Origin of the sequence: Shewanella maritima (assembly GCF_004295345.1) — a bacterium.
GTDB classification, from domain to species: Bacteria; Pseudomonadota; Gammaproteobacteria; order Enterobacterales; family Shewanellaceae; genus Shewanella; species Shewanella maritima.
Genome location: NZ_CP036200.1, coordinates 3647773 through 3674461, shown reverse-complemented (window position 1 = coordinate 3674461; position 26689 = coordinate 3647773). Strand labels below are relative to the sequence as shown.

The following is a 26689-nucleotide window of genomic DNA, read 5'->3' as shown; positions in this document are numbered from 1 at the left end:
GGTTACGACCTAATTTAATAATTGGAAAAAGTTACAGCGCTCTCGCACCCTGCTCATCAATTTTGCACACATGACTAAAACCACCAGCTTGGCACAAATAATGGTCATCTAACCAAAGTTTGGCCTGCTCAGCTTTAGCTAAAGAATCGGTAATGGTAAATAACGTAGGGCCACTGCCTGATATACCTGTGGTTAGCATACCTAGCTCATTAAGCGCTTGCCTTGCCTCAACAAAACCAGGGATCGCTGCAGCGCGATATGGCTCAGCTATTACATCTTTAAGTACATCAATAGCCATTTGCGGATCACCTTTATAGCTTGCATGCACAAATGCGCTTAAGCGGCGGCCATAATCAAGTGTAGTAGCCATGTCTTGTTGCTCGGGCAGTAATGCGCGCATTTTGGCGGTCGACAGTGATACGCCTGAATATGACACCACCCAATACCAATCTTTAAAATGTGGAATCGCCTCGCATACCGAGCTTGGCGTGTCTGTCATCAGCTGCATGCCGCCTAAATAACTCGGCGCAACATTGTCATAGTGCACGCTGCCAGATATCTTGCCTTCAAACTCACCCATCAATTGCAATAAGGCATTTTGATCATAAGGAGAGTTAAAAAAACAATTTAATGCGTACAGCGCCGCAACTACTGAGCTTGCTGACGAGCCAAGGCCGCTCCCTACTGGCAAGTTTTTCTCAAGCTCTAGCTTAACTCCTTGCTCGATACCTTGTTTAGAAAGGAAAAACGTCGCACATTGGCTGACAATGTTATCAGCAGCACTTGAAGGCAGTTTATGAGCCCAAGCGCCTGTTTGGGTGAACTCGATTCCCTGCTCTGCTGCAGAAATAGTGACTTTGTCACCTAGTAGTTCACCATTTACCGGCGCAAGTGCTGCGCCAAGTAAATCGAATCCCACGCCAACATTGCCCATAGATGCAGGCGCATAAACCGTTAATGCATTTCGACTCATTTACTTACACCTCACGAGACCAGTTGAGTGTGCGCAGCACATCGGCAAACACACCAGCAGCAGTAACATCAGTACCCGCACCATAGCCTCTTAAGACAAATGGAATAGGCTGATAATAGCGGCTATAAAATGCCAGCGCATTCTCGCCACCTTTTACGCTATAAAGCGGGTCATCACTGCCCACTTCTGCAATGCGCACATAGCACTTACCATCATCAATTTGACCAACATATCGAAGCACCTTACCTTGGGCTTTGGCTTGCTCTACACGTTGTTTTACCTGGCTATCGACTTGCGGCAAATTAGCCATAAAGGCATCGACATCGCCGCTGGCATCGAAACTAGCTGGCAGCACTGAGTCAACCTGAATGTCTGCTAACTCCAAATCCAGCCCTACTTCGCGAGCAAGGATCAGCACCTTGCGAGCCACATCCATGCCAGACAGATCATCCCGAGGATCGGGCTCAGTAAAGCACTTGTCACGGGCAATACTGGTTGCTTGTGACAAAGTCATGCCCTCATCCAGCATACCGAAAATATAAGACAGTGAACCAGACAAAATGCCATTGAATTTATGCAATTTGTCACCAGCGCAAAGTAATTTTTTAAGGTTATCGATCACAGGTAAACCAGCACCGACGGTGGTTTCATATAGAAATTGTCGACGGTTAACTAATGCTGTTTGACGCAGCGCTTGGTAATATTCACCATCACGGGTGTTGGCCTTTTTGTTTGGCGTCACGACATGAAAACCAGCTTGCATCATATCAAGATAAGCATTGGAGATAGCCTCTGATGAGGTACAGTCCACCAGCACAGGATTAAGAATTTGCTGCGTTTTACCCCACTCTAGCATCTTGGCTAAGTTAAATGCATCGCTGCTTTGGGCGACTTGCTGCTGCCAATTATCTAACTCAATACCATCAGCATTGAGTAGCATCGCTTTCGAGTTGGCTATGCCGCAGACACGCACACTAATATGCTGGCGTTTAAGCATGTTATCTTGCTGCTTAAACTGCTCTAGTAACCCTGCACCAACGTTGCCACAGCCAACCAAAAATACATCGAGATACTGCTGCACATCAAAGAACGCTTGATGACACGCTCGAATAGCATGTTTGGTTTTCTCTTGCTTAATCACAGTTGAAATAGAGCGCTCTGAAGAGCCCTGGGCAATCGCCACTATGTTGACACTAGCCTGAGCCAGCGCGCCAAAGAATTTAGCCGATACGCCTTTGTGGGTCTTCATGCCATCACCAATTAGCGAGACAATGGCTAAATCTTTTCTCAGCTCAATTGGCTCAAGCAACTCAGATTGAATTTCTAGCTCAAACTCTTGCTCTAACGCCCATTTAGCTTTGTTTGCCTGACTGGTCGCTACACAAAAACTGATACTGTATTCAGATGAACTTTGGGTGATAAGCGACACCGATATCCCACTGCGAGAAATAGCCTCAAGTACGCGACTTGCCATACCCACCATGCCTTTCATGCCAGGGCCTGATACGTTAAACATGGTTTGATCATCAAGATTAGATATGGCTTTCACCTGTAAACCAGTTTCATCTTGCTGGTTAGACACTAACGTACCCGGTGCACTTGGATTAAAGCTGTTACGGATATAACAAGGAATGTGGTACTGAGCGATAGGCGCGATTGTTTTAGGGTGTAGCACCTTAGCACCGAAGTAAGATAGCTCCATCGCCTCTTGATAGCTAAGCTGCGCGAGTAGTTTAGCGTCACTCACCACACGAGGATCAGTGTTATATACCCCATCAACGTCGGTCCATATTTCACAGCATTGCGCATCTACACAAGCTGCCAATACCGCCGCAGAATAATCAGACCCATTGCGCCCTAAGGTCACGGTTTTGCCATGCACATCTGCAGCAGTAAAGCCCGGCATTACCCATACTTGATTGGCTTTAAGGTCAAGCTTGCCAAACCTTGGCTTACTCACACTAATATCCACGCTCGACTCAAGCGGCTGCCCGTGAGCGAGAAACAAGGCTTGTGGATCGAGTTTATCTGCGCTTAGCCCTTTAGCGCGCATCAACTCAACCATCAAGGCTGTTGAGAGCTTCTCACCAGAAGTGACTATCTCTGCACGCACATAATCTGGGCACTCGCCAAGCAGGCTAATTCCAGATAGTTTGCTCTGCCAATTGTGCATTTGCTCGTTTAGCTGAGATTCTAGCGACAGTTTCTGTTCCGCGTTTAAGAGCACTTCTGCTTCGCTAAATAGCGAGGAAAATACCGACTCAACTTTACTCAATACAGCCGAATAGTTTTGCTTAACAACCGCCAAATCGGCCATTTCTAATAGTGCATTGGTCACTGTCGCTGGTGCTGACAGCACGGTAGCGACCTGGGTGGTTTGGGTAGAAGTCGCAATAATGTCCGCCGCCATAGAAAAACGTTGCCAGTTGGCAAGTGAGGTACCGCCAAACTTCATTACTTTCATACTTCTCTCCCTACTCCTAAAACTATTGAGATTATTAAACTGCCTAAAATGAAAAAGCCCGCTTATCTTTCGATTGAGCGGGCTTCAGAAAACTAATTTTTTGGGGTGTGATCAGCCCGCCCCATTGTAATAATGGTGGTTGTGGTAATCGTGGTTGTAATCATCTTAGTTACAGTCACTGGCTGATATCCGTTAAAGTTAAAAATAAACCCAAATTGGCTAACATAGCTCACTAGCGTTTTGTGCAGTTGTGATACAAGCGCTTTAAAGCGAAACTAGTTGTTCATTTAAACTATGTTGCTTAATTACAGAATTGCGTGTTTCACCCTCCAATGTCAACCCTTAATTACGCTTTTGCTACCATTTTTTTAATATCTTCCAATTGACAAAACTAAAACAATACAAAAACAACTAAGCAACATGCTGCAAACTCGGTTTTCGAGCCCAAATTCAAGTAGATAGATTACCGCAAAAATACGTGCAAACCACTGAATATAAACAGTTAAAAAACAAGGCAACTAGCTTCTGTTTTTTCAATATTGACTCAACCCTACGTAAATTACGTCAACATCCTCTACAGTGCTGAGAAATACTCAAGTTAATCACTTGTAAATCCAGTAAACCCTAGATGTGATTGAATGAGCAAAAACTGATGTTATTGCATGCACCCAAGACTAATTAGCGTTAGTATGCGTGCAAATCAAAAGTTGGAGTCGACATGAATATCGCAAAACATACTGCTGTAACCATCCATTACACACTTTCAAACTCTCAAGGTGAGCAAATTGAAAGCTCGTTTGGCGCAGAACCAATGCTTTACCTGCACGGTGCTGAAAATATTATTCCAGGCTTAGAAGCTGCGCTTGAGGGTAAAGCGGTAGGAGACAAACTTGAAGTCAATGTTGAAGCAGATCAAGCCTATGGCGAATATCACGAAGGTCTACGACAAGAAGTCCCACTAGAAGCATTTGGCGAGATCCAAGATATCGTTCCTGGCATGCGCTTTATCGCTGAAACCGAAATGGGTCAACGTCCTGTACAAGTGACAGAAGTTAAAGATGAGTCTGTGGTTGTTGATGGTAACCACCCATTAGCTGGTGAAAACTTACGCTTCAGCGTTGAAGTAATGGAAGTACGTCAAGCTAGCGAAGATGAAATCGCTCACGGTCACATCCATGCTGCTGGTCAAAGCTGTGGTCACGATCATGGTGACGATCATGAATGTTGCGGCGGTAGTAACCCAAATTGTGATAGCAAAGGCGGTTGTGGTTGTAGCCACTAATACTTTTTCACTAATATCTGAAAAAGTATCGTGCTAAATATTATGCTAATGAGTTTAATCACTTAGCTAATAACGGCATTTTTAAGCTCAATAATAAGTACGAAATCATCACATGCCACTGGCTAGTTTATAGTCGGTGGCATTTTTTATTTGCTATAATTTAGCCGTTGTTGATATGCACTAAAGTCAGCCTAATAGGGATATATAGGCATTATGCTTAGTCTTTTTGCATGTCATTTTCCACTCACTGCTCACAATAGCCAATGCGAAGGAGTGCATTATGATTGCTAAACCTATCTATGAAAGCCTACCACTAACTTATTTAATTATTGGTGGGGCAGGTATTGTCACAGCTCAGCCGATTTACGCACTTGCCGCGGCGGTGGTAGTCTATTTGTTCGGTGGTTATATCTATAATCAGCGCTCTGCAAATCGCCGTACTGACCCTAAGCGAAAACGTAAACAAGGTTTTATTCCTGAATTTCTGTATGGACAGCTTCCCTTTCTATACATTTTAGCAGCAGGTCTACTTACACGATTTTACCCAAGAGACTCCAGCACCTTATTTTCCATTTGCTTGGTCACCTTTGGATTTTACTTAATCATGCGCCGTGCAAGCTTCAGGCATCACAAGATCCCAGCATCATCATTTCGATAGTCGTTACTTTCATAAAAACAAAGAGCCGCTTTATAGCGGCTCTTTTTTGTCAATCGAGGATGAGTTTTCTAACACTGTCTCTTTGCTCTACAGACATATTTTTTAAGTAATTTGAACAACGCGTAATGGTTGCGATGCTCACTTGATACTCAGCGGCAATTTGTCTTTGGCTGAGCTCACCTTCAAGTAATGTTTGGAATACTTTTAATCGACCAGAGATAGCACTTCGCTCTTCTTCGGTCATTAATAAATGGAACAGAACAGTTAAGTCTGCTTCATTGCTGTGGGACAACACTTTGTCCAACACTAAACTCCAATCAGCGCGCATAGGCCCCTTCTAATTACTGTAATGCTAAAACAGTACAAGTGTAACAAATCTCCTTGCCTATTCAAAATGCGTGTACTTAATACAATGCGAATATAACGTCATAAATTCTTTGCAAAACTTTGCAACAATGAAATCTACACAAGGCCCATTATTCATGTAAACTGTGAGCCGTGTCACTCGCACCGTTATGCGTTCAAACACGAGTTTCAGCCTCGGTAACAACGCAACCGGTAAGTGTTTTGTCGTGTAAACATGAGAAATAAAAATGAAAAAAATCATTCTTGCATTAACTACTGCAGCAATCCTAGTTCCAAGCGCTATGGCCGATAACTTTAGAAAGCCAGAGCATGCAATTAAATACCGTCAATCAGCATTCAGCCTAATCGCTTACAATTTTGGTGATATGGGCGCAATGATGAAAGGTAAGAAAGCCTTTGATCAAAAAGTATTTGCTGAGCGCGCAGTAAATGTAGCCGCGTTATCAAAAATCCCTCACGAAGGCTTCATCGATGGTACTGACTCAGGTAACACTGATGCGCTAGCAAAAATTTGGTCAAACAAGGCTGATTTTGACGAGCGCATGATGACTTTCCAAACCAATGCTGCCAAGCTAGCTGAAATTGCCGCTACGGGCAGCAAGAAAGAGTTAAAACAAGCATTTGGTGAAGTGGGCAAAACTTGTAAGGGTTGTCACGACAACTACAAGAAAGACTAAAGCTTCAAAGGCCGCTAAACCTGATCGTTAGACGCTTAAGTGCAAGTTCAAGTCATTAAAGAAAAAGTCCGCACCTGCGGACTTTTTGTTTGTATCGCTATCGATTTACAAGAGCGATTTACAAGAACGACTAACCCAAGCTACATAAACTGATAAATAGGCCATATCAAAAAGTACCCCAATAAACCCAGTGCGATTAACAGCACTACCCAGGCTGTGATAGCAGATTTCATTTTTGGGCTATCAAGTGCCGAGTCATGAAGCTTTTTACCTGAGAACATCGCTTGAATAAGCTTATCACCTTTAAACTGATGAAGGATGACAGCAAGGATATGTGCAGCAATAAAGATCTGCAGCGCGGTAAAATTTGTTTTATGTAGCCAAGTAAGCCAGCTAGCTTGCTCACTTGATACATAAGCATATAGTGGACCTTCAGTAAAAATATCATCGGTTGCAAAAAGGCCAGTTACTAGCTGCACCGTTAGCATCAACATCAAAGCGAGCACCATATAACCGCCTAATGGATTATGGCCTAATGTTGGAGACGGGCTTCTGTTTAATGCATAACTGATGACGGCTTTAGGCGAGCGGATAAAATCACTAAATTTTGCTGTTTGGCTGCCCGCAGCGGCCCAAAACCATCGCATCACTAATAGCGCGGCCAAGACATAAGCCAAGATTTGATGCCACTCCATCTCCCCTTGCTCCGCTGTCCACCAAAGACCACCCATTAACACGACAATTCCCCAATGGAAAACCCGTACTGGTAAGTCCCATACAATTGACTTTGTTTTTTGTTCCATAATGACTTCTTGATGTTTGTTATCCATTTTTATCTGGCAAACATACCATTTCCGGCAGACTTGATGAATCGTTTTACACAAATTTGCACAGCGCTATTTGCTTTGAGCTAATAGTGACGCCAAAACGAGCTTTTACATCGTACTTGCGTGACAAAGATAAACGCGAGAATGACTCAGTTTCGCGAATCGAATATTTTCGATGATGAAGCTAAGAGAAAGTAAGGTGCAATAAAAAATGGGGGGTGACGAGAATTTTGCTGCTTGTTATCCATTCCAATATGCGCCTTAAAATAGCCAATTACAAGCGATTCTAAACGGAAATTTACCGAATTTGCGCAAGCGTTCAAATTAAAAGCAAACAGTATCTTTAGCCCCAAAAATCGTGATAAAAATCACAAAATCCAGCCCAATTATTGGTAGTCTGAAGTTAAGCAAGCAACAAGAGGGTTTGAAATATGCTAAAAATCACCAGCAAACAACTTGAAGTCACTGCACCAATCCGTGAACGTATTGAGGGTCGTTTTGAAAAGTTAACTCGTCATGACGTTCAACTTATTAATCCTCACGTAATCATCACACAAGAGAAGCAACAGTTTAAAATTGAAGCCTCAGTAGGCTTACCAAGTGGTGAACTTTTTGCCCAAGCTAAAGGCGAAAACCTATACTCAGCCATTACTGCCATGGGGCAAAAACTTGAGAAGCAGTTAAATCGCATCACGCACAAGCCACAGTCTCAACGCCATCAACAACCTGTGGTCGAAGCTGAAGACGATTTTGAATATGACTATAGCGAGGAGTCTGCTGCGTAAAGCACATTTCACATTCATACTTCAAAAGCGCACTGAGTAAGTGCGCTTTTTTATCTAAAAATTTAAGTTCAATACCTATTTCAATTCCAGTACGGCTGCCTCGCACTCTCAAACCCAAGCGATAAAGTCTCACTAAGTACAATATGTCACGCTAAATGAGTAAAATTGCATTGACAGCGAGCCAGCACAGCTTTAATTTTAATTAGGCAGCGTGATCACCGAGTCGTTTTTAACGTCCTGAGTTCGCTGACTGTGCCATTAGTGATAACAAACAAAATGACGAACGATAGATGACAGCAAATTTGTTTTTTACTTTCTTTTTTACGCACACCCAAGTTGGGAGTCGATTTTCTGTGTAAAAACGAAAGTGAAAATTGAGCCTCCCAACCGGGAGGCTTTTTTGTTTCACTCTTTTCTATCTCGTTAATCGTTAAATTTTTAAACATGCACAAGCATGAGAAGTTGGGCCAACAATATGCAAAAACCACCAGCGTTAAATGACACCCGAGAGCAAATTACTCATCTTGATAAAGAACTACTAGGCCTATTAGCAAAAAGACGAGCTTTGAGCCTAGACGTTGCTCGCTCAAAAGAAGTCGATGTGCGCCCAATTCGTGATACCCAAAGAGAGAAAGAACTGCTTGAGCGCTTAGTTCATCAAGGGCGTGAGCAAGGCTTAGACGCTCACTATGTGATTTCACTGTACCAGAGCATCATTGAAGACTCAGTGCTCAATCAACAAGCCTACCTGCACACCAAAGCAAACCCTGAAACCCAAAAGACGCGATACACTGTGGCGTATTTGGGCGCGCGTGGCTCTTATTCATATTTGGCAGCGAATCGATACTGTGAGCGCCGTCAGGTTGAGATGCAAGACTTAGGTTGTCCAAACTTTGATGACATCATCACAGCAGTAGAATCAGGCCATGCCGATTACGGCTTTTTGCCGATTGAGAACACATCTTCCGGCTCAATCAATGAAGTGTATGACGTGCTGCAGCACACGTCGTTATCAATTGTAGGTGAAACCACCATCGAAGTCGGTCATTGTATGCTCGCGAGCAGCGGCAGCAGTGTTGATAACATCACCACTTTGTACGCCCATCCACAGCCGATTAGCCAATGCAGTCGTTACCTAAGCCAATACCCGCACATCAAATTGGAGTATTGCTCAAGCAGTGCTGAAGCCATGCAAAAAGTCATAGATAGTGGAAGTCTCAATGTTGCAGCGATAGGCAGCGCTGAAGGCGGCGCCCTTTACGGCTTAAGCGCAATTGACAAAGATCTCGCTAATCAAAAAATTAACCAGAGCCGCTTTATCGTGGTAGCTCGCAAGGCGGTTGATGTACCATCACAGCTGCCAGCAAAGACCACGCTGATTATGGCAACAGGTCATAAGCCTGGCGCACTGGTTGAGGCCTTGCTTGTGCTCAAAGAGCATAACCTCAATATGAGTAAGCTTGAGTCGCGCCCTATTCCAGGTACACCTTGGGAAGAAATGTTCTATCTTGATATCGACGGAAATTTAGCAACAGATAATGTCCAGCAAGCTATCAACGAGCTAGAACGCCAAACGCGTTTTATTAAGGTCTTAGGCTGCTACCCGTGTGAAACGGTAAAACCGACGCAATTGTCACAATCACAACTACTAATTGAGCCAGATAGCTCTAAAGTGGCATCTAACCAACTCGGCCATAACCCTAAGCACGCCAAATCATTTAAAGATAAAGATACTGTTGTGCAACTTGGAATGATGCAAATTGGCGGCGCTGCGCTAAATACCATTAAGCATTTAGACTACACAGATAACAACACTGAAGTCGCAACCCAAGCACGAGAAGCAAAAGAAGCAGGCTTCGAAGCGATTGTACTTAATAATGCCGATTTGATATCAAACGAGCAGCAAGTTAGCGATTGTGTCAAACAAATCAACCTTGCTGGCCTTGCCTGCATCTTACCTGTTGAGCACAGTGTTGAGCTGCCTGTTGCAGCGAAACTTAGCGACGGTTTGCTATTGCAAGGTAAGTCGATGTTCGATGCTGAGCTATTAAATGCCGCGGGAGCGCTTAGCACACCAGTGCTGATTGACAGACACAACAACGCTAGCCTTGAGCAGTGGCTAAACAGTGCCGATGTTATTTTGAATCAAGGCAATCAACAAATAGGTCTTGTTGACTCAGGTATTCGCGGTCTCAATGAAGCGCAAAAACTCAGCCTAGACCTAAGCAGTCTGATTGAAGTTAAGCAACTGACTCACTTGCCAGTGCTAGTTAACCTGACTCAAACTGCTACAGTTGAAACGGTTGAACAGCAGGCGCGCGCCATCAAGCAACTTGGTTTAAATGGTGTCATGCTAGATCGTCAGCAAGACCAGCCTCAGCTATTGCAACGCGTGTTAGCTAGCTAATCAAGCCAGTCACCCACAAAAAAGCCGAGGATCAACCCTCGGCTTTTTACTGCTCAATACCCACTACAACCTAATGCCATCATTTAAGCTGAGCCATCCTTTAAATACCCGGTAGCAAAACCAAACAATACCCGTTAACAAGATAGGCAGGCTAAACCACATTCCTGCAGACAGGTAACCCATTAATACTGCGAGCGCCAATCCAATAATACTGAACTTTTGCCAGCGCAAATGACTGCCGAGCAAAGAGTTGGGCTGAACATTCTTTTGAATAAGATTAAGCCAAAGGCTAACTAATACAGGAATAAAAAACAGCGGAAATGCGCTCATCAAGCCATAAAGCATATAGCCTAATGACTTATCTTCAACAAGTGCTTGCGAGCAAGCTGGCGGCGTAGCTATCGACATAGGATATTCTCCATCAGGCAGTGAATTGCTTACTGACCTTAGGTTTAAGTCAAAGAATGCAACACATACTCAATAACGGCGGGTTGCTTGATACCAATTGGGATAAATAAGTGTTCAGATATTACGCAGGAAAAATCGTTTAGAACAAGGCGGAAATTGCTGCTAGCTAGTTGCTATACCTACAAAATTTCTAACGAAGTTATAGGCGATTTTTACCAGTAAGAATGATCACAATCTTATGCAAATTGGTATGACATCCTTTTCATCGACATTAAACGGTTAATTCAGGTTTCATCGCCAAAACAGCGTTACTAAACCTCATATAAACATAATCCTAATAAACAGATTTAGCAACGCGGGTTTAGGTTAAATCAAATTAACCTGCTTTCATGTCGTTGACCGATTGCAACATTGCGCGGCTCTCGTTTTGGAACTGCGGCGCAAAATCACCAAACCACTGAGAAACCTGTTTAAATTGCTCAACAAATGCCTGACGATTGCCTGACTTTAACAGCTCTAACGCAGATTGATAATTTTCTAGGTAATCTCCAATTGCAGTTAAACTGCCTTGCTGTGCAAAGATAATATCGGCGTAAAGCTCAGGATCTTGAGCAAACAAGCGCCCGACCATTGCCAACTCTAAACGATAAATCGGCGAGCTAAACTGCAACAACTTGTCAATATCCGCTTGCTCGCGACACAGATTAAGACCGTAGACAAAGCTTGAGAAGTGGCGCATAGCCTGAACCAGTTGCATGGCGTTATCATGTTCTTTAGCATCGGCAACTACTAATCTCGCTCCCCAAATTTGGATTTGCTCCATTAGCCACTCATACGCATCGGCGTTGCGCCCATGACATACCACTACTACCTGTTTTGCCAAACTGCCTACATCAGGGCCAAACATAGGGTGGAGACCGACTACAGGGCCTTTGTGGGCATCAAGCATCGCATTGAGCGGCTCATCTTTAATCGAGGTTAAATCGGCGAGAATACAAGTTTCAGGTAGCTGACCTAATTGGTTGCGAATAACGTCGCAAGTGACCTTAATCGGTACAGTAACTAGCACCATACCAGCGCCATCGAATAGTTCAGGTGCGCGCTGCCAATCGTCTTTATCCAAGGTTTTAACTTGATAGCCGGATAAGGTCAGCATTTGGGTAAATAATTGCCCAAGTTGCCCTTGACCGCCGACCACCACGATGTGCCCCAAATCAGTCTTAACCTGCTTAAAGCCAACGTCTTTTTCATTGAGGTATGACTCGCGCATCAAACGACGCAGAATATCTTCAATCAGCTGCGGGGAAATATCCATGTTAGCCGCCTCTTCTCGACGCTTAGCTAACATTGCCGCCTCACGCTGAGGTGCGTAAATAGGTACACCAGCGCCATGTTTAACGGCGCCGACTTGCGCCACTAAATCAAGGCGTTTGCGCAATAGGTGCAAGAGTTGCTGATCGACGCCATCAATCAAGCCGCGTAGCTTTTCTAAATCTGCAGTTGTTTTCTCATTCATTGAATATTAACCATTTACGACTTGTTTATTGTCAAAACGCGTTGGTAGCACTGGAGCTAATTGCTTAGCACCTGAGCGCAGCAGCGCTTCTGTTGTCTGCCAGTTAATGCACGCATCAGTAACAGACACACCATACTTTAACTCAGATGGCGTATCAGCGCTTTGATTACCTTCGTTTAAATGACTTTCAAGCATGACGCCAATAATAGAGGTATTGCCAGCAACAATTTGCGCGAAAATATCTTCACACACTAATGTCTGCCGCGTGTGATCTTTAGATGAGTTGCCATGACTGCAATCAATCACCAAACGTGCATTCAAGCCGGCATTATGCAACTGCTCAGCACAGTCATGCACACTCGCCGCGTCGTAATTAGGCTGCTTACCACCGCGGAGGATCACATGGCCATCTGGGTTACCTTGAGTTTGCAGCAAACAAACCTGGCCTTGCTGGTTTATTCCCATAAAACGATGACTACTGGCTGCTGATTTAAGCGCATTAATTGCCACATCGAGCTTACCGTCTGTGCCATTTTTAAAACCAACAGGCATAGATAAACCCGATGCCATTTCACGGTGAGTTTGCGACTCAGTGGTTCTTGCACCAATTGCTGACCAGGTCACTAGCTCAGAAATGTACTGCGGGCTGATCGGATCAAGCGCTTCAGTGGCGACAGGGAGTTCTAGCTCAGCCAGCCAAATCATCAGCTCACGGGCGATACGTAAGCCCTTTTCAACGTCAAATGACTCATCCATGTCTGGGTCATTAATCATGCCTTTCCAACCCACGGTCGTGCGCGGCTTTTCAAAGTAGACTCGCATTAAAATGTAGAAGTCATCACTTAACTCATCGTGCAATTTCTTGAGCTTTAGGGCGTATTCTTTGGCAGCGTCAATATCATGAATTGAGCATGGGCCTGTCACAACAAGCACGCGATTATCACGCTTATGCACAATATCCGCCACAGTTTTACGGGCATCCAAAATATACTGCTGAGCGTGGGCGCTTAAAGGTAATTCTTGCTTTAACTGCGCTGGTGTTGATAACACCTTCTCGCCAGTGATGTGGATATTGTTGATGGTATCTTGCTGCATACTTGCCTCGACTGACTACACTAAATCTAATTAACCCGACATTCTCGGTTTGAGCTGGGGTGATCACTATTTTTAAGTAACGCTATTTTTAAGTAGCGCCATGTTTCAAACAATAATGTATTTCTGTAACGCTACACCATTACATGATTGAGCTAACTATGCCTTTAGATAAAAGTGATTGCAAGCGCTAATTTTTACTTTGGGCTAAAAACACAAAAACCCGCCATTTGGCGGGTTATTGTGCGAACACTGCATCTTATTTTGTTTTGGTAACTATTACTTAGTTGCCAGTTTCTCACGGATACGTGCAGACTTACCTGAACGCTCACGTAAGTAGTAAAGCTTAGCACGACGAACACGACCGCGACGCTTAACTTCGATGCTTGAGATTAGTGGGCTGTGCGTTTGGAATGCACGCTCAACGCCTTCACCATTAGAGATTTTGCGTACAGTGAATGCAGAGTGCAGACCACGGTTACGCTTAGCGATAACTACGCCTTCAAAAGCCTGTAGACGCTCTTTGTTACCTTCTTTTACACGAACCTTAACTACTACTGTATCACCAGCACCAAATTCAGGTACGTCAGTTTTCATTTGCTCATCGTTGAGCATTTTAATGATGTTGTTCATAACTTCTCCGTTCTAGAAATAACTGAAGCGATGACTATGCGGACTTGTCCGTATCTTGTACGAACTGCGCTAATAAAGTCGATTGTTCGTCAGTCAGAGCTAGATTTTCAAATAATTCCGGCCGTCTTAACAAAGTTCTACCGAGACTTTGTCCTAAACGCCAGCGTCGAATTTTTTCGTGGTCACCGCTAAGTAGCACTGCCGGTACATCCAACCCATCTAAGTTTTCAGGACGCGTGTAGTGAGGACAATCTAACAATCCATCAGAGAAAGAGTCTTGCTCTGCCGAGGCTTGTTTACCAAGCACGCCTGGTACCAATCTCGAAACTGAATCAATTAGGGTCATTGCCGGTAACTCGCCACCCGAAAGCACGTAATCACCAATTGACCATTCTTCATCTACTTCAGTTTGAATAATGCGCTCGTCGATACCCTCGTATCGGCCACACACTAAGATCAAACTGTCTGATTTAGCTAACTCACCAACGCCTTGCTGATCCAGCTTGCGTCCTTGTGGTGATAGATAAATCACTTTTGCGCCTTCAGGAGCGGCAGCTTTCGCTGCATGTATCGCATCCCTTAAAGGTTGCACCATCATCAACATACCTGGGCCACCGCCGTAAGGTCGGTCATCTACCGTGTTATGTCGATCATGTGTGAAATCACGAGGATTCCATGTATGTACTTCTAACAGGCCGTTTTTAACGGCTCGACCCGTAACTCCAAAGTCTGTAACAGCACGAAACATCTCAGGAAACAGGGTGATTACCCCTAACCACATAATGTTGTACCTCGACTTAAAAGTCTGGATCCCAATCCACTGTTATCTGTTTACTTTGCAAGTCCACCGCTGTGATGAACTGCTCAGTGACAAAGGGGATCATACGTTCCGCTTTGCCGAAAGCATCTTTAGCGTTAGCTTTAACAAGGAGTACGTCGTTCGATCCTGTTTCCACGATCTGATCAACCTTACCCATGTTGTAGCCTTTAGTGTTAACCACTTCGCAGCCGATTAAGTCACGCCAATAAAATTCATCATCAGCTAACTCTTGCATCTGCTCAGGCATAATGCCGATCTCACTGTTAGTGAGCATCTGCGCCTGTTCGCGGTCAGTAACACCATCAAGTTGAGCGATAATCGCTTTACCTTGAGGCTTCCACTGTAAGACTTTAACTTCTCGCCATTCGCCTTGGTCTTTAATTAGCCAAGGTGAATAATCAAAAATACCTTCAACAGAATCGGTATAGGCAGTGATTTTTAGCCAACCTTTAATGCCATGACTAGCGCCTAACTTACCTAGTACAATTGGCTGTTGGTTATCGCTCATCTATCTATACCTTCACACGATTAAGCAGCAGCTTTACGTGCGTCTTTGATTAACTTAGCAACACGCTCAGATGTTGCAGCACCAGTAGCTACCCAGTGCTCAACGCGATCTAGGTCGATGCGTAGAGTTTCTTCTTGGCCTTTAGCCATTGGGTTGAAGAAACCTACACGCTCGATGAAACGACCGTCACGAGCATTGCGGCTATCAGCCACTACGATGTTGTAAAAAGGACGCTTTTTAGCGCCGCCACGAGCTAAACGAATGGTAACCATGCGTTTTATTCCTCTAATGATTTGCACAAGGCAAAAATAAAAACTGGAACCCGTGTTCGCAAAGGTCCCAGAAAGAAAGCCGGAAGAGTTTACCTGAATGGCCAGCGAATGCAATATTTTTTGGTCATAAAGCATGCTGAAGAAATGATTATAGGGGTACTACAGCGCTATACATGAAACTTACCTCTCACCCTTAAGGTTGTTGAGCATCAAGGTTAACATCATAGTCAGCTATCATTTGCGAGATTTGCTGTTGATTCATCACGCCGCCACCAAGTGAACGATATAGCTTTATTGTAGCTAATAACTTATCTCGCCTTACCTCACTTAAGGATAGCTCTGCGTTAAATAAGCTTCTTTGTGCATCCATCAAATCGAGTGAACTTGCTACACCATTGCGGTAGCGCAATGTAGCAAGGTGTGCATAATCACGTGAAGCATCAACAAGCTCTTTTTGGGCCTCAATGGCCAGCTCTGATCGTCTAAAGCTATTCATTGCGTCATTGACTTCAAAAAAAGCTGACAACACAGTGCTTCGATATGCTAGCAATGCTTGTTTGGAAGACTCTTGAGCAATGTCATACTGCGCAGAAATACTGCCAGCGTTGAATATGGGAGCAGTAAGCCCCCTAACAAAGACCAAGTCACGCCTTTACTATCAAAGATACTATCCAAGTCATCACTCTCAGTGCCATAGCTGCCCGAAATAGTAAACTTGGGGAAGAAAGCCGTTTTAGCGACACCTACATTCGCATTAGCAGCAATCACAGCTTGTTCAGCGGCTTTGACATCTGGGCGTTGTGATAGCATTTGTGACGGGATCCCCACTTTGAACTGAGTTGGAAATAAGTCAGCGGAAATCAATGATTGAATATCATCTGGAAATGCGAGTGGATAGTCATACTCCCCAAGTAACACCTTTAACTGATTTGCTTTTTGTTGTCGCTCAAAGTCCAGATCTGGCAAGGTCACTTTTGCACTCTGATATTCTACTTCTGCTTGTTTCACTTCTAAACCAGAAATCACGCCATTTTGTTTTCTTAATCTCGCTAAATCACGCTCTTTGCGACGCAGTTCGACTGTATTTGTGGATATACGATAACGTTGCTCAATGTCTAACCATTCGTAATAGCGACTCGCTACATCACTGATCAAGCTGATGACTGTTAGATTTAATGAATCCTGTGCAGATAAATAATTGGCATACTCTGCTTCACTTCGGCGACGGTTAGCCCCCCAGATATCAAGCTCCCAAGATACCGTACCCGCTATATCAAACTCATTACCATGGGTTGGATTGGTACTGGTGATACCACTATCAATCGAGCGCTCAGCGTTGGCTGCTATTCCAACAGCGGGGTATAACGCAGCATCTGTTACTGTCATTTGCGATCTCGCGGCAATTAGGCGAGAGCGTACAGATTCTAAATCGAGGTTTTGCGCCAGAGCATGGCTAATCAGCTGTTGCACGTTAGGGTCAAGGTAAAAGTCTTGCCATTTAACTAGCCCCACATTATCAGTATGGTCTTGAGCTAGCTCCTGTTGAAATTGTGCAGGTAACGCCAAATCAGCACGCTGATAATCTGGCCCCATCGCACAGCCAGTGTAAAACAAGGCACTACTCAAAAGCACAGCAAGCTTTATTTGTTCAACATTAAGTTTCATATTCACGGCGAGTAAACGTGAGGGTAATTTATCCATGAGAACCCTCCTGTGAAACTTGACTCTGTGGTTCTTCAGAATGAGCCAATTTGGACTTTAACCATCCCGCTGTCGTCACAAAAAATAGCGGAACAAACACAATACCCACTGTGGTGGCAAAAACCATTCCGCATAGAATTGGGATTGAAATACTTTGTCGACTCACAGCACCTGGCCCCACTGACAATACCAGTGGAAGCACCCCTAAAATAAATGCCATAGATGTCATTAAAATTGGGCGAAAGCGCATATTAGCAGCTTCCAAAGCCGCCTCAAGGCGTGTCTTGCCTTGTTTATGTAACTGGTTGGCAAACTCAACAATTAAAATGGAGTTCTTTGCTGCCATACCTATAAGTGCAATAAACGCCACTTGGAAAAATAAGTTACTTTCCATTCCACTTGCCCAAGTACCTAGTGCTGCGCCTAACATCGCTATTGGCGCTATCAGCAATACAGCGATAGGAATCGTCCAGCTCTCATAGAGCGCAGCTAGGAAAAGAAAAACAAACACCATAGCTAAGGCAACGGCAATGCTCGTTTGATTAGCCGACTGCACTTCTTGATAAGTTATGCCCGTCCATTCATAACTAAATTCATTAGGTAAAATGGGTTTAGCAACACGCTCAATCGCTTTAATCACATCACCAGACGCGTACCCTCTTGCTGGGGTCACATTGACAGATGCACTGCTAAATAAATTGTAATGTGTTACTGCTGCTGGTCCCACCGAATAGTCATATTTCGCCAAAACACCAATAGGAACCATAGCGCCTGTCGATGAGCGTACATAGTAATCTTTTATCTGCTCAGGAAACTGCCTGTATTCCTCTTCTGCTTGTACTTTTACTCGGTATACTCGACCAAATAAGTTGAAATCATTCACAGTGGATGAGTCTGTAAAGGTACGAATAGTGCTGTAGATATCGGCAACACTCACCCCGATAGCCATGGCTTTAGCTTCATCAACAGTTAGGTGCAGCTGTGGAATCGCACTCTGCAATGATAAGCTAGCTGTGGCAATTTCCGGTTGTAACTTTAGTCGTTCTACAAGCTCATCAGCCGTTTCCATTAAGCCTTTAAAATTGGTGCCGGATGTATCTTGTAGCTCCATCTCCACACCCGATCCGTTTCCGAGCCCAGGAACAGCCGAGGGCAAATATAAATTGAACTCAGCTTCTAAAACATCTAACAACGAAGTATTGATGTCTCGCATGACGCTTTGAACTGTCGCATCTGTCTCTACCCTTTCAGCCCAAGGTTTGAGGATGACTTCAAATTGACCATTAGCCTGATTCGAACCAGAACGTCGATTCTCCCCGGCCAAGGTAAATGAATAAGCCACTGCTGGATGAGCAAGCACTTTCTCTTCTGCTTTTTTCAAAATAGCTTGTGATCGATTAACCGTTGCCCCATCAGGTAGGGTCATATCAATAAAGAATCTCCCTTGGTCTTCATCAGGCATGAAGCTTGAAGGTAAGTTAGACATAATCAAATACACGCCGCCGACCATTACAATGAATAGCAGATAACTGCGTTTAGCATGACGTGTGGTTAATGACACCAGTGCTACATATTTATTGGTGCAGATGTCCAGCTTGTCATTCATCCACTTAAAAAAGCCGCGAGTAGGCGTATCACCTGGTTTTAATAACAACGCACATAGCGCCGGCGACAACGTCAACGCAACCACAGTGGAAATCAATACAGCTACAGTAATCGCAATGGCAAATTCGCGATACATGATGCCAGTTATCCCAGCCAAAAAGGATACTGGCACAAACACTGCAGCCAACACTAAGCTCGTTGCGATCAATGCGCCTGAAAGTTCCTTCATCGCAACTTGAGTGGCTTTAACCGAGCTTAACCCTTTCTCATTCATTAACCGCTCAACGTTTTCAACCACCACAATCGCATCGTCAACCACAATACCAATGGCCAGTACTAGAGCCAGTAAACTCACGGTGTTAATGGTAAAACCGAACGCTAACATGGCCGCTAACGTACCAATTAAAGATACTGGTACTGCAATCGCAGGAATGAGTGTTGCCCTAACGTTTTGCAAAAATAAATAAACGACTAGAATAACCAGTACGAGTGCTTCGATAAGTGTTTTTACAACTTCATCAATCGAGTTTTCAATAAAAATGGATGCATCAAAAAACACCTCCCAATTCATACCTTGAGGGAATTTCTCTGCCAACTTGGCCATCTCAACTTTGACATTTTTAGTGACTTCAAGCGCATTAGCTCCTGGTAACAAATACACCTGAAGAATGGTCGCATTGGCACCATTTAATTGAGATTGTAAGGTATATGCAGACGAGCCTAGCTCTATTCGAGCTATATCACGTAGGCGCACAATTGAGCCATCACTGTTCGCGCGGACGATGATTTCGTTAAACTGTGGCACGCTGCTCATTCGCCCGGCAGCAGTGATAGGGAGTGTCATGCTTAATGATTCAGAATTTGGTTGAGAACCAATAGAGCCGGCAGGGGATTCTTTATTTTGTGCTTTAATTGCATTAATAACATCGGTGGTAGTTAGCCCATAACCCGCCATCACATCTGGCTGTAACCAAACTCGCATAGAGTAACTTCGCGCACCGGTATTACGTACCCGTCCAACGCCGGGAATACGCTTCAGTGCAGCCTCAATATTGATCGTGCCGTAGTTACTTAAATAAATTTCGTCATAACGATCGTCTTCAGAGGTTAATGCCAGTTTTAATAATTCTACAGACGCCTCTTTTGAAACTGATACGCCGTCATTTTGTACATCAATCGGTAAACTGCCTGTTGCCTGCTGAGTCGAGTTTTGTACATCTACAGCCGCTAAATCAGGGTTAGTACCAACATCAAAGGTAATGGTGACATTTGCACTTCCTGAATTAGTACTTTTAGAACTCATGTAAATCATATTGGGCAAGCCATTGAGCTCTTGCTCCAATGGTGTCGCTACAGATTCGGCTGCGGTAGTTGAGGTTGCCCCAGGGTAAGAAGCAGAGACTTTAACTTGCGGCGGAGTAATATAGGGGTATTGATCAATTGGCAGCTTAAACATAGAAATTAAGCCGACCAGTACAATCACAATTGATATAACACAAGCATAGACCGGCCGAGTCACAAAGAATTGCGCCATGGTTATTGCTCCTGTTCTTGTTCTAATGCCTGTTGCTTAAGTGCCTGCTCCTTCAAAATTTTATCTTCTCGCTGTTCATACTCTTCACGAGAAAGTGGCTCAGCTAACTGACCATGACGCACTCTGTGCATGCCTTCTACTATGACTGCCTCGCCTGCTCGTAGGCCACTTTTAACCACCACCCCCATTTTGCCTTGATGCTCTATTACGATAAAACGGCGCTCAACTTTATTATCTGGCAACACCACCATGACATACACACCACCTTGTTCAACTTGGGTTGCTTGTTGTGGAATGACGACAGCATTGTTGATCTCAGTGAGCTTGATACGAACATTGGTATATTGCCCAGGTAGCAATTCTTTGTTGGGATTAGGAAGTTCAGCACGAACTTGAAACGTACCGGTTTCTGGATTGACCGATGGGTCCGTAAAACGCACATCTCCTAAATAAGGATACTCAGTATTATCAGGTAAGGTTATTGTCACAAACCCTTCTACAGCCTTACCTTCTTCCTCGGCTTCCTTCTGTTTTGAATAACTCGTCATTCTGCGCCGCGCATTTAAATAATCTAGCGCAGACATATTGAAAGTGACATAAATAGGGTCAACTTGCTTTACTCGGGTCAATAAAGATTGTCCATTGCTGCCGACTAGTGCGCCGATATCAACTTCAGAACGACTCACCAAACCGGAAATAGGTGACTTAATTTCGGTATAACTGAGCTCAAGTTGCGCTTCTTCTAGCTCAGCTTTACTGGCAGCTAAGCTTGATTTGGCCTGAGATAACACAGATAAAGCATTGTCAAAGTCCAACTGGCTGGTTGCGTCTTGTTCATAAAGAGGTTTTAAGCGCTCTACATCACGCCTAGCTTTATCTAATGCAGATTGCTGGGATTCAACGTTGGCTTTAAGACGGTTAACCACCGCAAGGTAAGGACGATTATCAATTTGATAAAGTAGTGTCCCCTCTTGAACGGCACTACCTTCAATAAAGCTCTTGTCTTCAACGAAACCATTAATTCTAGCTCTAACTTCCACATCAAGTGACGCTTGCGTCACACCGATATAGTTGCCATAAAGTGGCACGGTTGCAGAGGCAGCTTTTTCAACCACGACAAGTTTTGGGGTAATTTTCGGTTCTGGTTTTTCACAACCAAGGAGAGCAATGAGCGATACAAAAACGAACAAACGTTTTCTTAGGATTTTAACCATGAATACACCCCAAAAAATCCATTATTCTAAAGGCGAGAGATGAGACAAAACCGTCTGATAAAAAACAATTAGTTATCTTTAATTATGCTCAAAGTGTAAGTGTTAATTTAACATAGCAGCAAACAAAAAATACATACTCATCACAACAACGTTTTTTCAGCCAATAAAAAAGCCCAAGTTAGTGCTTGGGCTTTCTAGATATCTCATTGATGACGACTTTTAACGACCAGGGAATTTCATGCCTGGTGGTAACATGCCACCCATACCGCGCATCATCTTCTTCATGCCGCCTTTACCCGACATCTTTTTCATCATTTTCTGCATTTGGGTAAATTGCTTAAGCAAGCGGTTTACATCTTGAATCTGCGTACCTGAACCATTCGCAATACGACGCTTACGCGAGCCTTTAATGATATCAGGGCGTTGACGCTCAGCAGGCGTCATTGAGTTGATGATAGCTTCCATTTGCTTGGTCATCTTACCGTCTTGCACTTGAGCAAGTGCTTCAGGTGGCAATTGACCTACCCCTGGCAGCTTTTCAATCATGTTCATCATGCCGCCCATGTTTTTCATTTGCTGCAGCTGCTCACGAAAGTCTTCTAAATCAAATGAACCGCCTTTTTTAACCTTAGAAGCAAGCTTCATGGCTTTGTCTTTATCGACGCCGCGTTCTACTTCTTCGATTAATGACAGCACATCACCCATACCTAGGATGCGTGATGCAATACGATCAGGATGGAACGGCTCAAGCGCGTCGGTTTTCTCACCTACACCCAAGAACTTAATTGGTTTACCTGTAATGTTACGGATAGATAACGCGGCACCACCACGAGCATCACCATCAACCTTGGTTAGCACCACACCAGTAAGCGGCAGTGCTTCGTTAAAGGCTTTAGCGGTGTTAGCAGCATCTTGACCTGTCATCGCATCAACGACAAATAAGGTCTCAACTGGGTTAACTGCGCTATGAAGGTCTTTAATCTCATCCATCATGGCATCGTCAACGTGCAGGCGACCTGCGGTATCGACAATCACTACATCGATGAATTTAAGCTTAGCGTGAGCAATTGCTGCATTGGCAATATCAACTGGCTTTTGGCTTACATCTGATGGGAAGAACTCAACTTCGACTTCAGTAGCCAGGGTTTCTAGCTGCTTAATCGCCGCTGGGCGGTATACGTCGGCGCTGACAACCAATACAGACTTCTTGTGACGCTCACGTAGCAGTTTACTTAGCTTAGCGACAGAGGTTGTTTTACCCGCACCTTGCAGACCCGCCATCATAATCACTGCTGGTGGCGTTGCAGCTAAATCTAATGCTTCGTTAGACTCACCCATTGCGCGCTCAAGCTCGGCTTGAACGATTTTGATAAATGCTTGACCCGGGCTTAGGCTTTTAGCGACTTCTTGACCAACAGCGCGTTCTTTTACACTGTTAACAAACTCACGCACCACTGGTAAGGCAACGTCAGCCTCAAGTAGCGCCATGCGCACTTCGCGTAGGGTCTCTTTAATATTGTCTTCGGTGAGACGACCACGACCACTGATATTTTTCAGGGTACGGGATAATCTGTCAGATAAATTCTCAAACATGGTTAGCGCTATACCTTTAGCCACTCATAATGGCGGCTATTATACCCAAAGTATGCCTAGATGCGAGTATTGCCCTTGGCAATCGTTTCCTATTTGCTGCTTTAACGATTTAAATTAAAAAAATGCGACCACTACAGTTAAATTATGCGTCTTAGGTCACTGCCAACCAAGGGGGAATCATGTTACTCTATGGAATAATTCTCGTTTAGTTTATTCTCTATCAGAGACAAACTTAGACTTCGTTAAAAGGTTGAAGCAAATGGTTATTTTTTCAACTGCAGCCATGTTGTTATATTGCGTTGCACTGCTGCTTGTTACCAGTCGTCTGTTCCATGTAGACGGCCCAAATCGCACCTTGGTGACTGGCGTATCTGCAATAGCGGTTGGATTGCACGGATTTGCACTTTACTACGCGATTTTCACGCAAGAAGGACAAAACTACAGCCTGACTAACGTGATATCTCTGGTTAACTGGATTATTGCGCTGTCATTTACGCTAACGCTGTCACGCCTGAAAGTAATTATCGTGCTACCGGTAGTGTATGCCTGCTCAATTATTTCAGTGCCGATTTTATGGCTGCTGCCTTCGCACATTATCGCGCCGCTTGCAGACAAGCCTGAGATACTAGGCCATATCATCTTATCGCTAATGGCCTACAGTGCTTTGATGATTGCCGCCCTGTACGCTATTCAGCTTTATTTGATCCAAAAGAAATTAAAAGACAAAAAAGCCATGATGAGCCCAGCAATGCCGCCACTGATGACGGTTGAAAAGCAGCTTTATCATTTGATTTTAATTGGCTTTGTGCTGCTTAGTTTGTCACTTGCAACTGGCTTTATATTCCTAGAAGACATGTTTGCCGACGGCAAGGGCCACAAAGCAATATTATCAATAGCCGCGTGGTTTGTTTATGGCGCCATGTTATGGCAGCAATACACGGTTGGCTGCCGTATTCGCACCGCGGTAATTTACAGCTTATCAGGGTCATTTTTACTTTCTCTTGGCTACTTTGGCGCCCGCGTCGTTAAAGAGTTGATCATCAGCTAATCTTTCTTGGGGTCGGTTTTCCGTTCATGAAAATCGCCCCATTCACTTGACACCAAGTCGTGTTACTTAATAATGGGCGTTTACGAACGACATTTTGTTAACTAAAGCACTTTGTTAACCCAATTAGCACAAAAACCTGGAGCCCCTTTTTGGACGAAATATCGACCAGTGCACTGCTGATATTCCTGTTTATTTTAATCGTTATTTCAGCGTACTTTTCGGGCTCTGAAACCGCAATGATGTCGCTAAACCGTTACCGCTTACGTCATCTTGCATCTGCAGGTAACAAGGCTGCTAAACGCAGCGCCAAAATGCTAGAGCGTCCAGACAGGCTGATTGGGCTTATTTTGATTGGCAACAACCTGGTTAATATTCTCGCATCAGCAATCGCTACCATTGTTGGCATGCGCATTTTGAGTGGTTTTAATATTGATGAAGCAGCAAGTGTCGCGATTATCACTGCGGTGCTCACCGTAGTTATCCTCATTTTTGCTGAAGTTACCCCTAAAACCTATGCTGCGGTGCATCCAGAGCGTATAGCGTTTCCATCAAGCTTCGTCCTCAAATGGTTGTCACTCCTGCTCGCCCCATTAGTTAAACTGCTCAATCACATTACTGGCGTGTTGTTAAAGTTACTTGGTATTCATAACGTTAAAAGCGATGATGCCCTTAGCCAAGAAGAACTGCGCACCGTCGTACATGAAGCTGGCGCACTCATACCACAGCGTCACCAGGACATGCTGTTATCTATTCTGGATTTAGAAAAAGTCACGGTAGAAGATGTGATGATTGCTCGCAGTGACATCTACGCCATCAACATCAATGACGACTTTAAGCAAATCAACAAGCAAGTCATTCAAAGCCCACACACTCGGGTGCTGGTTTATCGCGACAATATTGATGATGCAGTAGGCTTTATTCATCTGCGTGATGCCTTAAGGCTGCAATCTAAAGAAGACTTTAGTAAAGCCACCCTAGTACGCGCGCTCAAGGAGCTGTACTTTATCCCTGAAGGGACGCCGCTTAACACTCAACTGGCTAACTTCCAGCTCAACAAAACCCGTATTGGCTTGGTGGTTGACGAGTATGGTGACATTCAAGGTCTAGTGACCTTAGAGGATATTCTTGAAGAGATTGTCGGAGACTTCACTACTTCAATGCTACCTGCACCGAGTGATGAGATTAATGCGCAAAAAGACGGTAGCTATCTTATAGATGCCACGATTAATATTCGCGAGCTTAACAAAGAGATGGATTGGGATTTCCCAACTGATGGTCCGAAAACGCTTAACGGGCTGATCATTGAGCACCTTGAAGACATCCCTAGCGCCCATACCAGTCTGATGATCGCAGGCTATCCGTTAGAAGTTGTTGATGTGGCGGATAACATGGTTAAGACAGTTAAGGTTGTAAATAAGCTGACATAAAAGCAGACAACTCATTGCAACTCAAATGTATCCTTAACCATTGCTAAAGCTGCTCATAAAAAATGTCGCTACGGCTTAACCGAAGCGACATTTTTTGTGAGCAGTGAAACGCCTAATTGTTTGTCAATTTACCCAAATAATCTTAAGCGTTTGCTTGCTCACGGCGCTTAGCTTCTAAGGCGCGACGCTTATCTCGCGCTATCGGTGTAATATCGTGCTCTAACTGCTTTAACCAACCCAGCATAAAGTACACTTCTGCCATTAAGAAAAATGGCCCAATTAATAACTGATTTAAATCATCGATAAACGCAGGCTTGGCTTTCTCATATTTGTGACCGAGAAACTGAATAGCCCAACCCACAACAAATACGCTAACGGCAATCAATATTGGAGACTCGGTGCTGGTTGCCACCCAGTCAGATGTATATAACACAGGCAGAATAAATAAGGTAAGCCCAATAGCCAACTTAGCGTGCAAAGCAAAATAGTACACCAGTACTATCATCATGAACACGCTCGCCACACTGACTTCAACATCGGCAAACGCAAAACGTACGCAGCCAAGCAACACGAAAATAGACCAGATGATCATCGGTACACCAAAAAAGTGGGTACGGATATTTTTAGGGTTTAAATGGACGCTTTTGTAGGTCGAAAGCTGCTCGATAGCTGATTTCATAATGGGCTCACTTTTGTCGTTATTATATTTTTATGATGTCGGTATTTTTTGTAATTTGGCCAAAACCTAGTCTTTAATTTGTGCCACGCAATTTGCGCTACTGGCTTGTGTTATCGACTTGTTAATCTACCGCAAGCGCTATTTAATTTAAAGCCCATAAAAAATGGTGCCACCAGGCACCATTTTTAATTACATGTTTT

At 44.1% G+C, this 26689-nt stretch carries 22 protein-coding genes, 1 pseudogene and 1 other annotated feature; of the genes and pseudogenes, 7 read left to right on the top strand and 16 right to left on the bottom strand.

Features of this window, described 5'->3' with window-relative positions:
- Positions 1–31: 31 nt before the first annotated feature.
- Both thrB and thrA read right to left on the bottom strand, forming a co-directional pair.
- The gene (gene thrB / locus EXU30_RS15575; protein WP_130601559.1) at positions 32–973 is read right to left on the bottom strand and encodes a homoserine kinase; all 942 of its coding nucleotides are present in this window, start codon (positions 971–973) and stop codon (positions 32–34) included.
- 4 nt (positions 974–977) lie between these two features.
- Positions 978–3437: a bifunctional aspartate kinase/homoserine dehydrogenase I gene (gene thrA, locus EXU30_RS15570; protein ID WP_130601557.1), complete on the bottom strand. Its 2460-nt coding sequence runs from the start codon at positions 3435–3437 to the stop codon at positions 978–980.
- Positions 3438–4155: 718 nt separating this feature from the next.
- Here thrA and slyD point away from each other — a divergent pair.
- Both slyD and EXU30_RS15560 read left to right on the top strand, forming a co-directional pair.
- Complete coding sequence (slyD, locus tag EXU30_RS15565) at positions 4156–4719, top strand: peptidylprolyl isomerase (protein WP_130601555.1); 564 nt, start codon at positions 4156–4158, stop codon at positions 4717–4719.
- Between the two features lie 280 nt (positions 4720–4999).
- Positions 5000–5377, top strand: a complete 378-nt coding sequence (locus EXU30_RS15560; RefSeq protein ID WP_130601553.1) for a hypothetical protein — start codon at positions 5000–5002, stop codon at positions 5375–5377.
- A 49-nt stretch (positions 5378–5426) separates the two neighbouring features.
- On the opposite strand, the gene trpR is transcribed toward EXU30_RS15560, so the two are convergent.
- On the bottom strand, positions 5427–5705 hold the full coding sequence (trpR, locus tag EXU30_RS15555) for a trp operon repressor (protein ID WP_130601551.1): 279 nt from the start codon (positions 5703–5705) through the stop codon (positions 5427–5429).
- Between the two features lie 265 nt (positions 5706–5970).
- Here trpR and EXU30_RS15550 point away from each other — a divergent pair, with 265 nt between their 5' ends.
- The gene (locus EXU30_RS15550) at positions 5971–6420 is read left to right on the top strand and encodes a c-type cytochrome (protein ID WP_130601549.1); all 450 of its coding nucleotides are present in this window, start codon (positions 5971–5973) and stop codon (positions 6418–6420) included.
- Between the two features lie 140 nt (positions 6421–6560).
- Here the strand turns inward: EXU30_RS15550 and EXU30_RS15545 are convergent, their stop codons facing one another.
- On the bottom strand, positions 6561–7223 hold the full coding sequence (locus tag EXU30_RS15545; RefSeq protein WP_130601547.1) for a cytochrome b/b6 domain-containing protein: 663 nt from the start codon (positions 7221–7223) through the stop codon (positions 6561–6563).
- 455 nt (positions 7224–7678) lie between these two features.
- On the opposite strand from EXU30_RS15545, the gene hpf reads away from it, so the two are divergent.
- A complete protein-coding gene (gene hpf / locus EXU30_RS15540; RefSeq protein ID WP_130601545.1) occupies positions 7679–8032 on the top strand; it encodes a ribosome hibernation-promoting factor, HPF/YfiA family in 354 nt (117 codons plus the stop codon).
- 289 nt (positions 8033–8321) lie between these two features.
- Positions 8322–8437, top strand: a sequence feature (Phe leader region).
- Positions 8438–8507: 70 nt separating this feature from the next.
- A complete protein-coding gene (locus tag EXU30_RS15535; RefSeq protein ID WP_130601543.1) occupies positions 8508–10439 on the top strand; it encodes a chorismate mutase in 1932 nt (643 codons plus the stop codon).
- 63 nt (positions 10440–10502) lie between these two features.
- Here EXU30_RS15535 and EXU30_RS15530 read toward each other — a convergent pair whose 3' ends face one another.
- From EXU30_RS15530 to ffh, 11 genes and pseudogenes are all read right to left on the bottom strand, one after another.
- Complete coding sequence (locus tag EXU30_RS15530; RefSeq protein WP_130601541.1) at positions 10503–10847, bottom strand: hypothetical protein; 345 nt, start codon at positions 10845–10847, stop codon at positions 10503–10505.
- A 376-nt stretch (positions 10848–11223) separates the two neighbouring features.
- Positions 11224–12363, bottom strand: coding sequence for a bifunctional chorismate mutase/prephenate dehydrogenase (gene tyrA, locus EXU30_RS15525; RefSeq protein WP_130601539.1), 1140 nt, complete (start codon positions 12361–12363; stop codon positions 11224–11226).
- 6 nt (positions 12364–12369) lie between these two features.
- On the bottom strand, positions 12370–13458 hold the full coding sequence (locus EXU30_RS15520) for a 3-deoxy-7-phosphoheptulonate synthase (protein WP_130601537.1): 1089 nt from the start codon (positions 13456–13458) through the stop codon (positions 12370–12372).
- Between the two features lie 276 nt (positions 13459–13734).
- Positions 13735–14088 (bottom strand): 50S ribosomal protein L19, encoded by a 354-nt coding sequence (gene rplS, locus EXU30_RS15515; protein ID WP_130601535.1) that lies wholly within the window; start codon positions 14086–14088, stop codon positions 13735–13737.
- Positions 14089–14122: 34 nt separating this feature from the next.
- The gene (gene trmD / locus EXU30_RS15510; RefSeq protein WP_130601533.1) at positions 14123–14869 is read right to left on the bottom strand and encodes a tRNA (guanosine(37)-N1)-methyltransferase TrmD; all 747 of its coding nucleotides are present in this window, start codon (positions 14867–14869) and stop codon (positions 14123–14125) included.
- 16 nt (positions 14870–14885) lie between these two features.
- Positions 14886–15416: a ribosome maturation factor RimM gene (rimM, locus tag EXU30_RS15505; protein WP_130601531.1), complete on the bottom strand. Its 531-nt coding sequence runs from the start codon at positions 15414–15416 to the stop codon at positions 14886–14888.
- 20 nt (positions 15417–15436) lie between these two features.
- Positions 15437–15688 (bottom strand): 30S ribosomal protein S16, encoded by a 252-nt coding sequence (gene rpsP / locus EXU30_RS15500; protein WP_130601529.1) that lies wholly within the window; start codon positions 15686–15688, stop codon positions 15437–15439.
- 193 nt (positions 15689–15881) lie between these two features.
- Positions 15882–17281, bottom strand: a pseudogene (locus EXU30_RS15495) (efflux transporter outer membrane subunit).
- 100 nt (positions 17282–17381) lie between these two features.
- Positions 17382–20528: an efflux RND transporter permease subunit gene (locus tag EXU30_RS15490; protein WP_130601527.1), complete on the bottom strand. Its 3147-nt coding sequence runs from the start codon at positions 20526–20528 to the stop codon at positions 17382–17384.
- Positions 20529–20530: 2 nt separating this feature from the next.
- Positions 20531–21742: an efflux RND transporter periplasmic adaptor subunit gene (locus tag EXU30_RS15485; RefSeq protein WP_130601525.1), complete on the bottom strand. Its 1212-nt coding sequence runs from the start codon at positions 21740–21742 to the stop codon at positions 20531–20533.
- A gap of 219 nt (positions 21743–21961) precedes the next feature.
- Entirely contained in the window at positions 21962–23335 is a 1374-nt protein-coding gene (ffh, locus tag EXU30_RS15480; RefSeq protein ID WP_130601523.1) for a signal recognition particle protein, read from the bottom strand.
- Between the two features lie 259 nt (positions 23336–23594).
- On the opposite strand from ffh, the gene EXU30_RS15475 reads away from it, so the two are divergent.
- Together EXU30_RS15475 and EXU30_RS15470 are read left to right on the top strand one after the other, a co-directional pair.
- Positions 23595–24383, top strand: coding sequence for a cytochrome C assembly family protein (locus EXU30_RS15475; RefSeq protein WP_130601521.1), 789 nt, complete (start codon positions 23595–23597; stop codon positions 24381–24383).
- Between the two features lie 149 nt (positions 24384–24532).
- Positions 24533–25810 (top strand): HlyC/CorC family transporter, encoded by a 1278-nt coding sequence (locus tag EXU30_RS15470; RefSeq protein WP_130601519.1) that lies wholly within the window; start codon positions 24533–24535, stop codon positions 25808–25810.
- 142 nt (positions 25811–25952) lie between these two features.
- On the opposite strand, the gene EXU30_RS15465 is transcribed toward EXU30_RS15470, so the two are convergent.
- Positions 25953–26489, bottom strand: a complete 537-nt coding sequence (locus EXU30_RS15465) for an Mpo1 family 2-hydroxy fatty acid dioxygenase (protein WP_130601517.1) — start codon at positions 26487–26489, stop codon at positions 25953–25955.
- Positions 26490–26689: the final 200 nt, after the last annotated feature.

Coding starts and splice junctions, on each gene's coding strand:
- thrB (WP_130601559.1), bottom strand. CDS start 973: ATGAGTCGAAATGCATTAACGGTTTATGCGCCTGCATCTATGGGCAAT.
- thrA (WP_130601557.1), bottom strand. CDS start 3,437: ATGAAAGTAATGAAGTTTGGCGGTACCTCACTTGCCAACTGGCAACGT.
- slyD (WP_130601555.1), top strand. CDS start 4,156: ATGAATATCGCAAAACATACTGCTGTAACCATCCATTACACACTTTCA.
- EXU30_RS15560 (WP_130601553.1), top strand. CDS start 5,000: ATGATTGCTAAACCTATCTATGAAAGCCTACCACTAACTTATTTAATT.
- trpR (WP_130601551.1), bottom strand. CDS start 5,705: ATGCGCGCTGATTGGAGTTTAGTGTTGGACAAAGTGTTGTCCCACAGC.
- EXU30_RS15550 (WP_130601549.1), top strand. CDS start 5,971: ATGAAAAAAATCATTCTTGCATTAACTACTGCAGCAATCCTAGTTCCA.
- EXU30_RS15545 (WP_130601547.1), bottom strand. CDS start 7,223: ATGGAACAAAAAACAAAGTCAATTGTATGGGACTTACCAGTACGGGTT.
- hpf (WP_130601545.1), top strand. CDS start 7,679: ATGCTAAAAATCACCAGCAAACAACTTGAAGTCACTGCACCAATCCGT.
- EXU30_RS15535 (WP_130601543.1), top strand. CDS start 8,508: ATGCAAAAACCACCAGCGTTAAATGACACCCGAGAGCAAATTACTCAT.
- EXU30_RS15530 (WP_130601541.1), bottom strand. CDS start 10,847: ATGTCGATAGCTACGCCGCCAGCTTGCTCGCAAGCACTTGTTGAAGAT.
- tyrA (WP_130601539.1), bottom strand. CDS start 12,363: ATGAATGAGAAAACAACTGCAGATTTAGAAAAGCTACGCGGCTTGATT.
- EXU30_RS15520 (WP_130601537.1), bottom strand. CDS start 13,458: ATGCAGCAAGATACCATCAACAATATCCACATCACTGGCGAGAAGGTG.
- rplS (WP_130601535.1), bottom strand. CDS start 14,088: ATGAACAACATCATTAAAATGCTCAACGATGAGCAAATGAAAACTGAC.
- trmD (WP_130601533.1), bottom strand. CDS start 14,869: ATGTGGTTAGGGGTAATCACCCTGTTTCCTGAGATGTTTCGTGCTGTT.
- rimM (WP_130601531.1), bottom strand. CDS start 15,416: ATGAGCGATAACCAACAGCCAATTGTACTAGGTAAGTTAGGCGCTAGT.
- rpsP (WP_130601529.1), bottom strand. CDS start 15,688: ATGGTTACCATTCGTTTAGCTCGTGGCGGCGCTAAAAAGCGTCCTTTT.
- EXU30_RS15490 (WP_130601527.1), bottom strand. CDS start 20,528: ATGGCGCAATTCTTTGTGACTCGGCCGGTCTATGCTTGTGTTATATCA.
- EXU30_RS15485 (WP_130601525.1), bottom strand. CDS start 21,742: ATGGTTAAAATCCTAAGAAAACGTTTGTTCGTTTTTGTATCGCTCATT.
- ffh (WP_130601523.1), bottom strand. CDS start 23,335: ATGTTTGAGAATTTATCTGACAGATTATCCCGTACCCTGAAAAATATC.
- EXU30_RS15475 (WP_130601521.1), top strand. CDS start 23,595: ATGGTTATTTTTTCAACTGCAGCCATGTTGTTATATTGCGTTGCACTG.
- EXU30_RS15465 (WP_130601517.1), bottom strand. CDS start 26,489: ATGAAATCAGCTATCGAGCAGCTTTCGACCTACAAAAGCGTCCATTTA.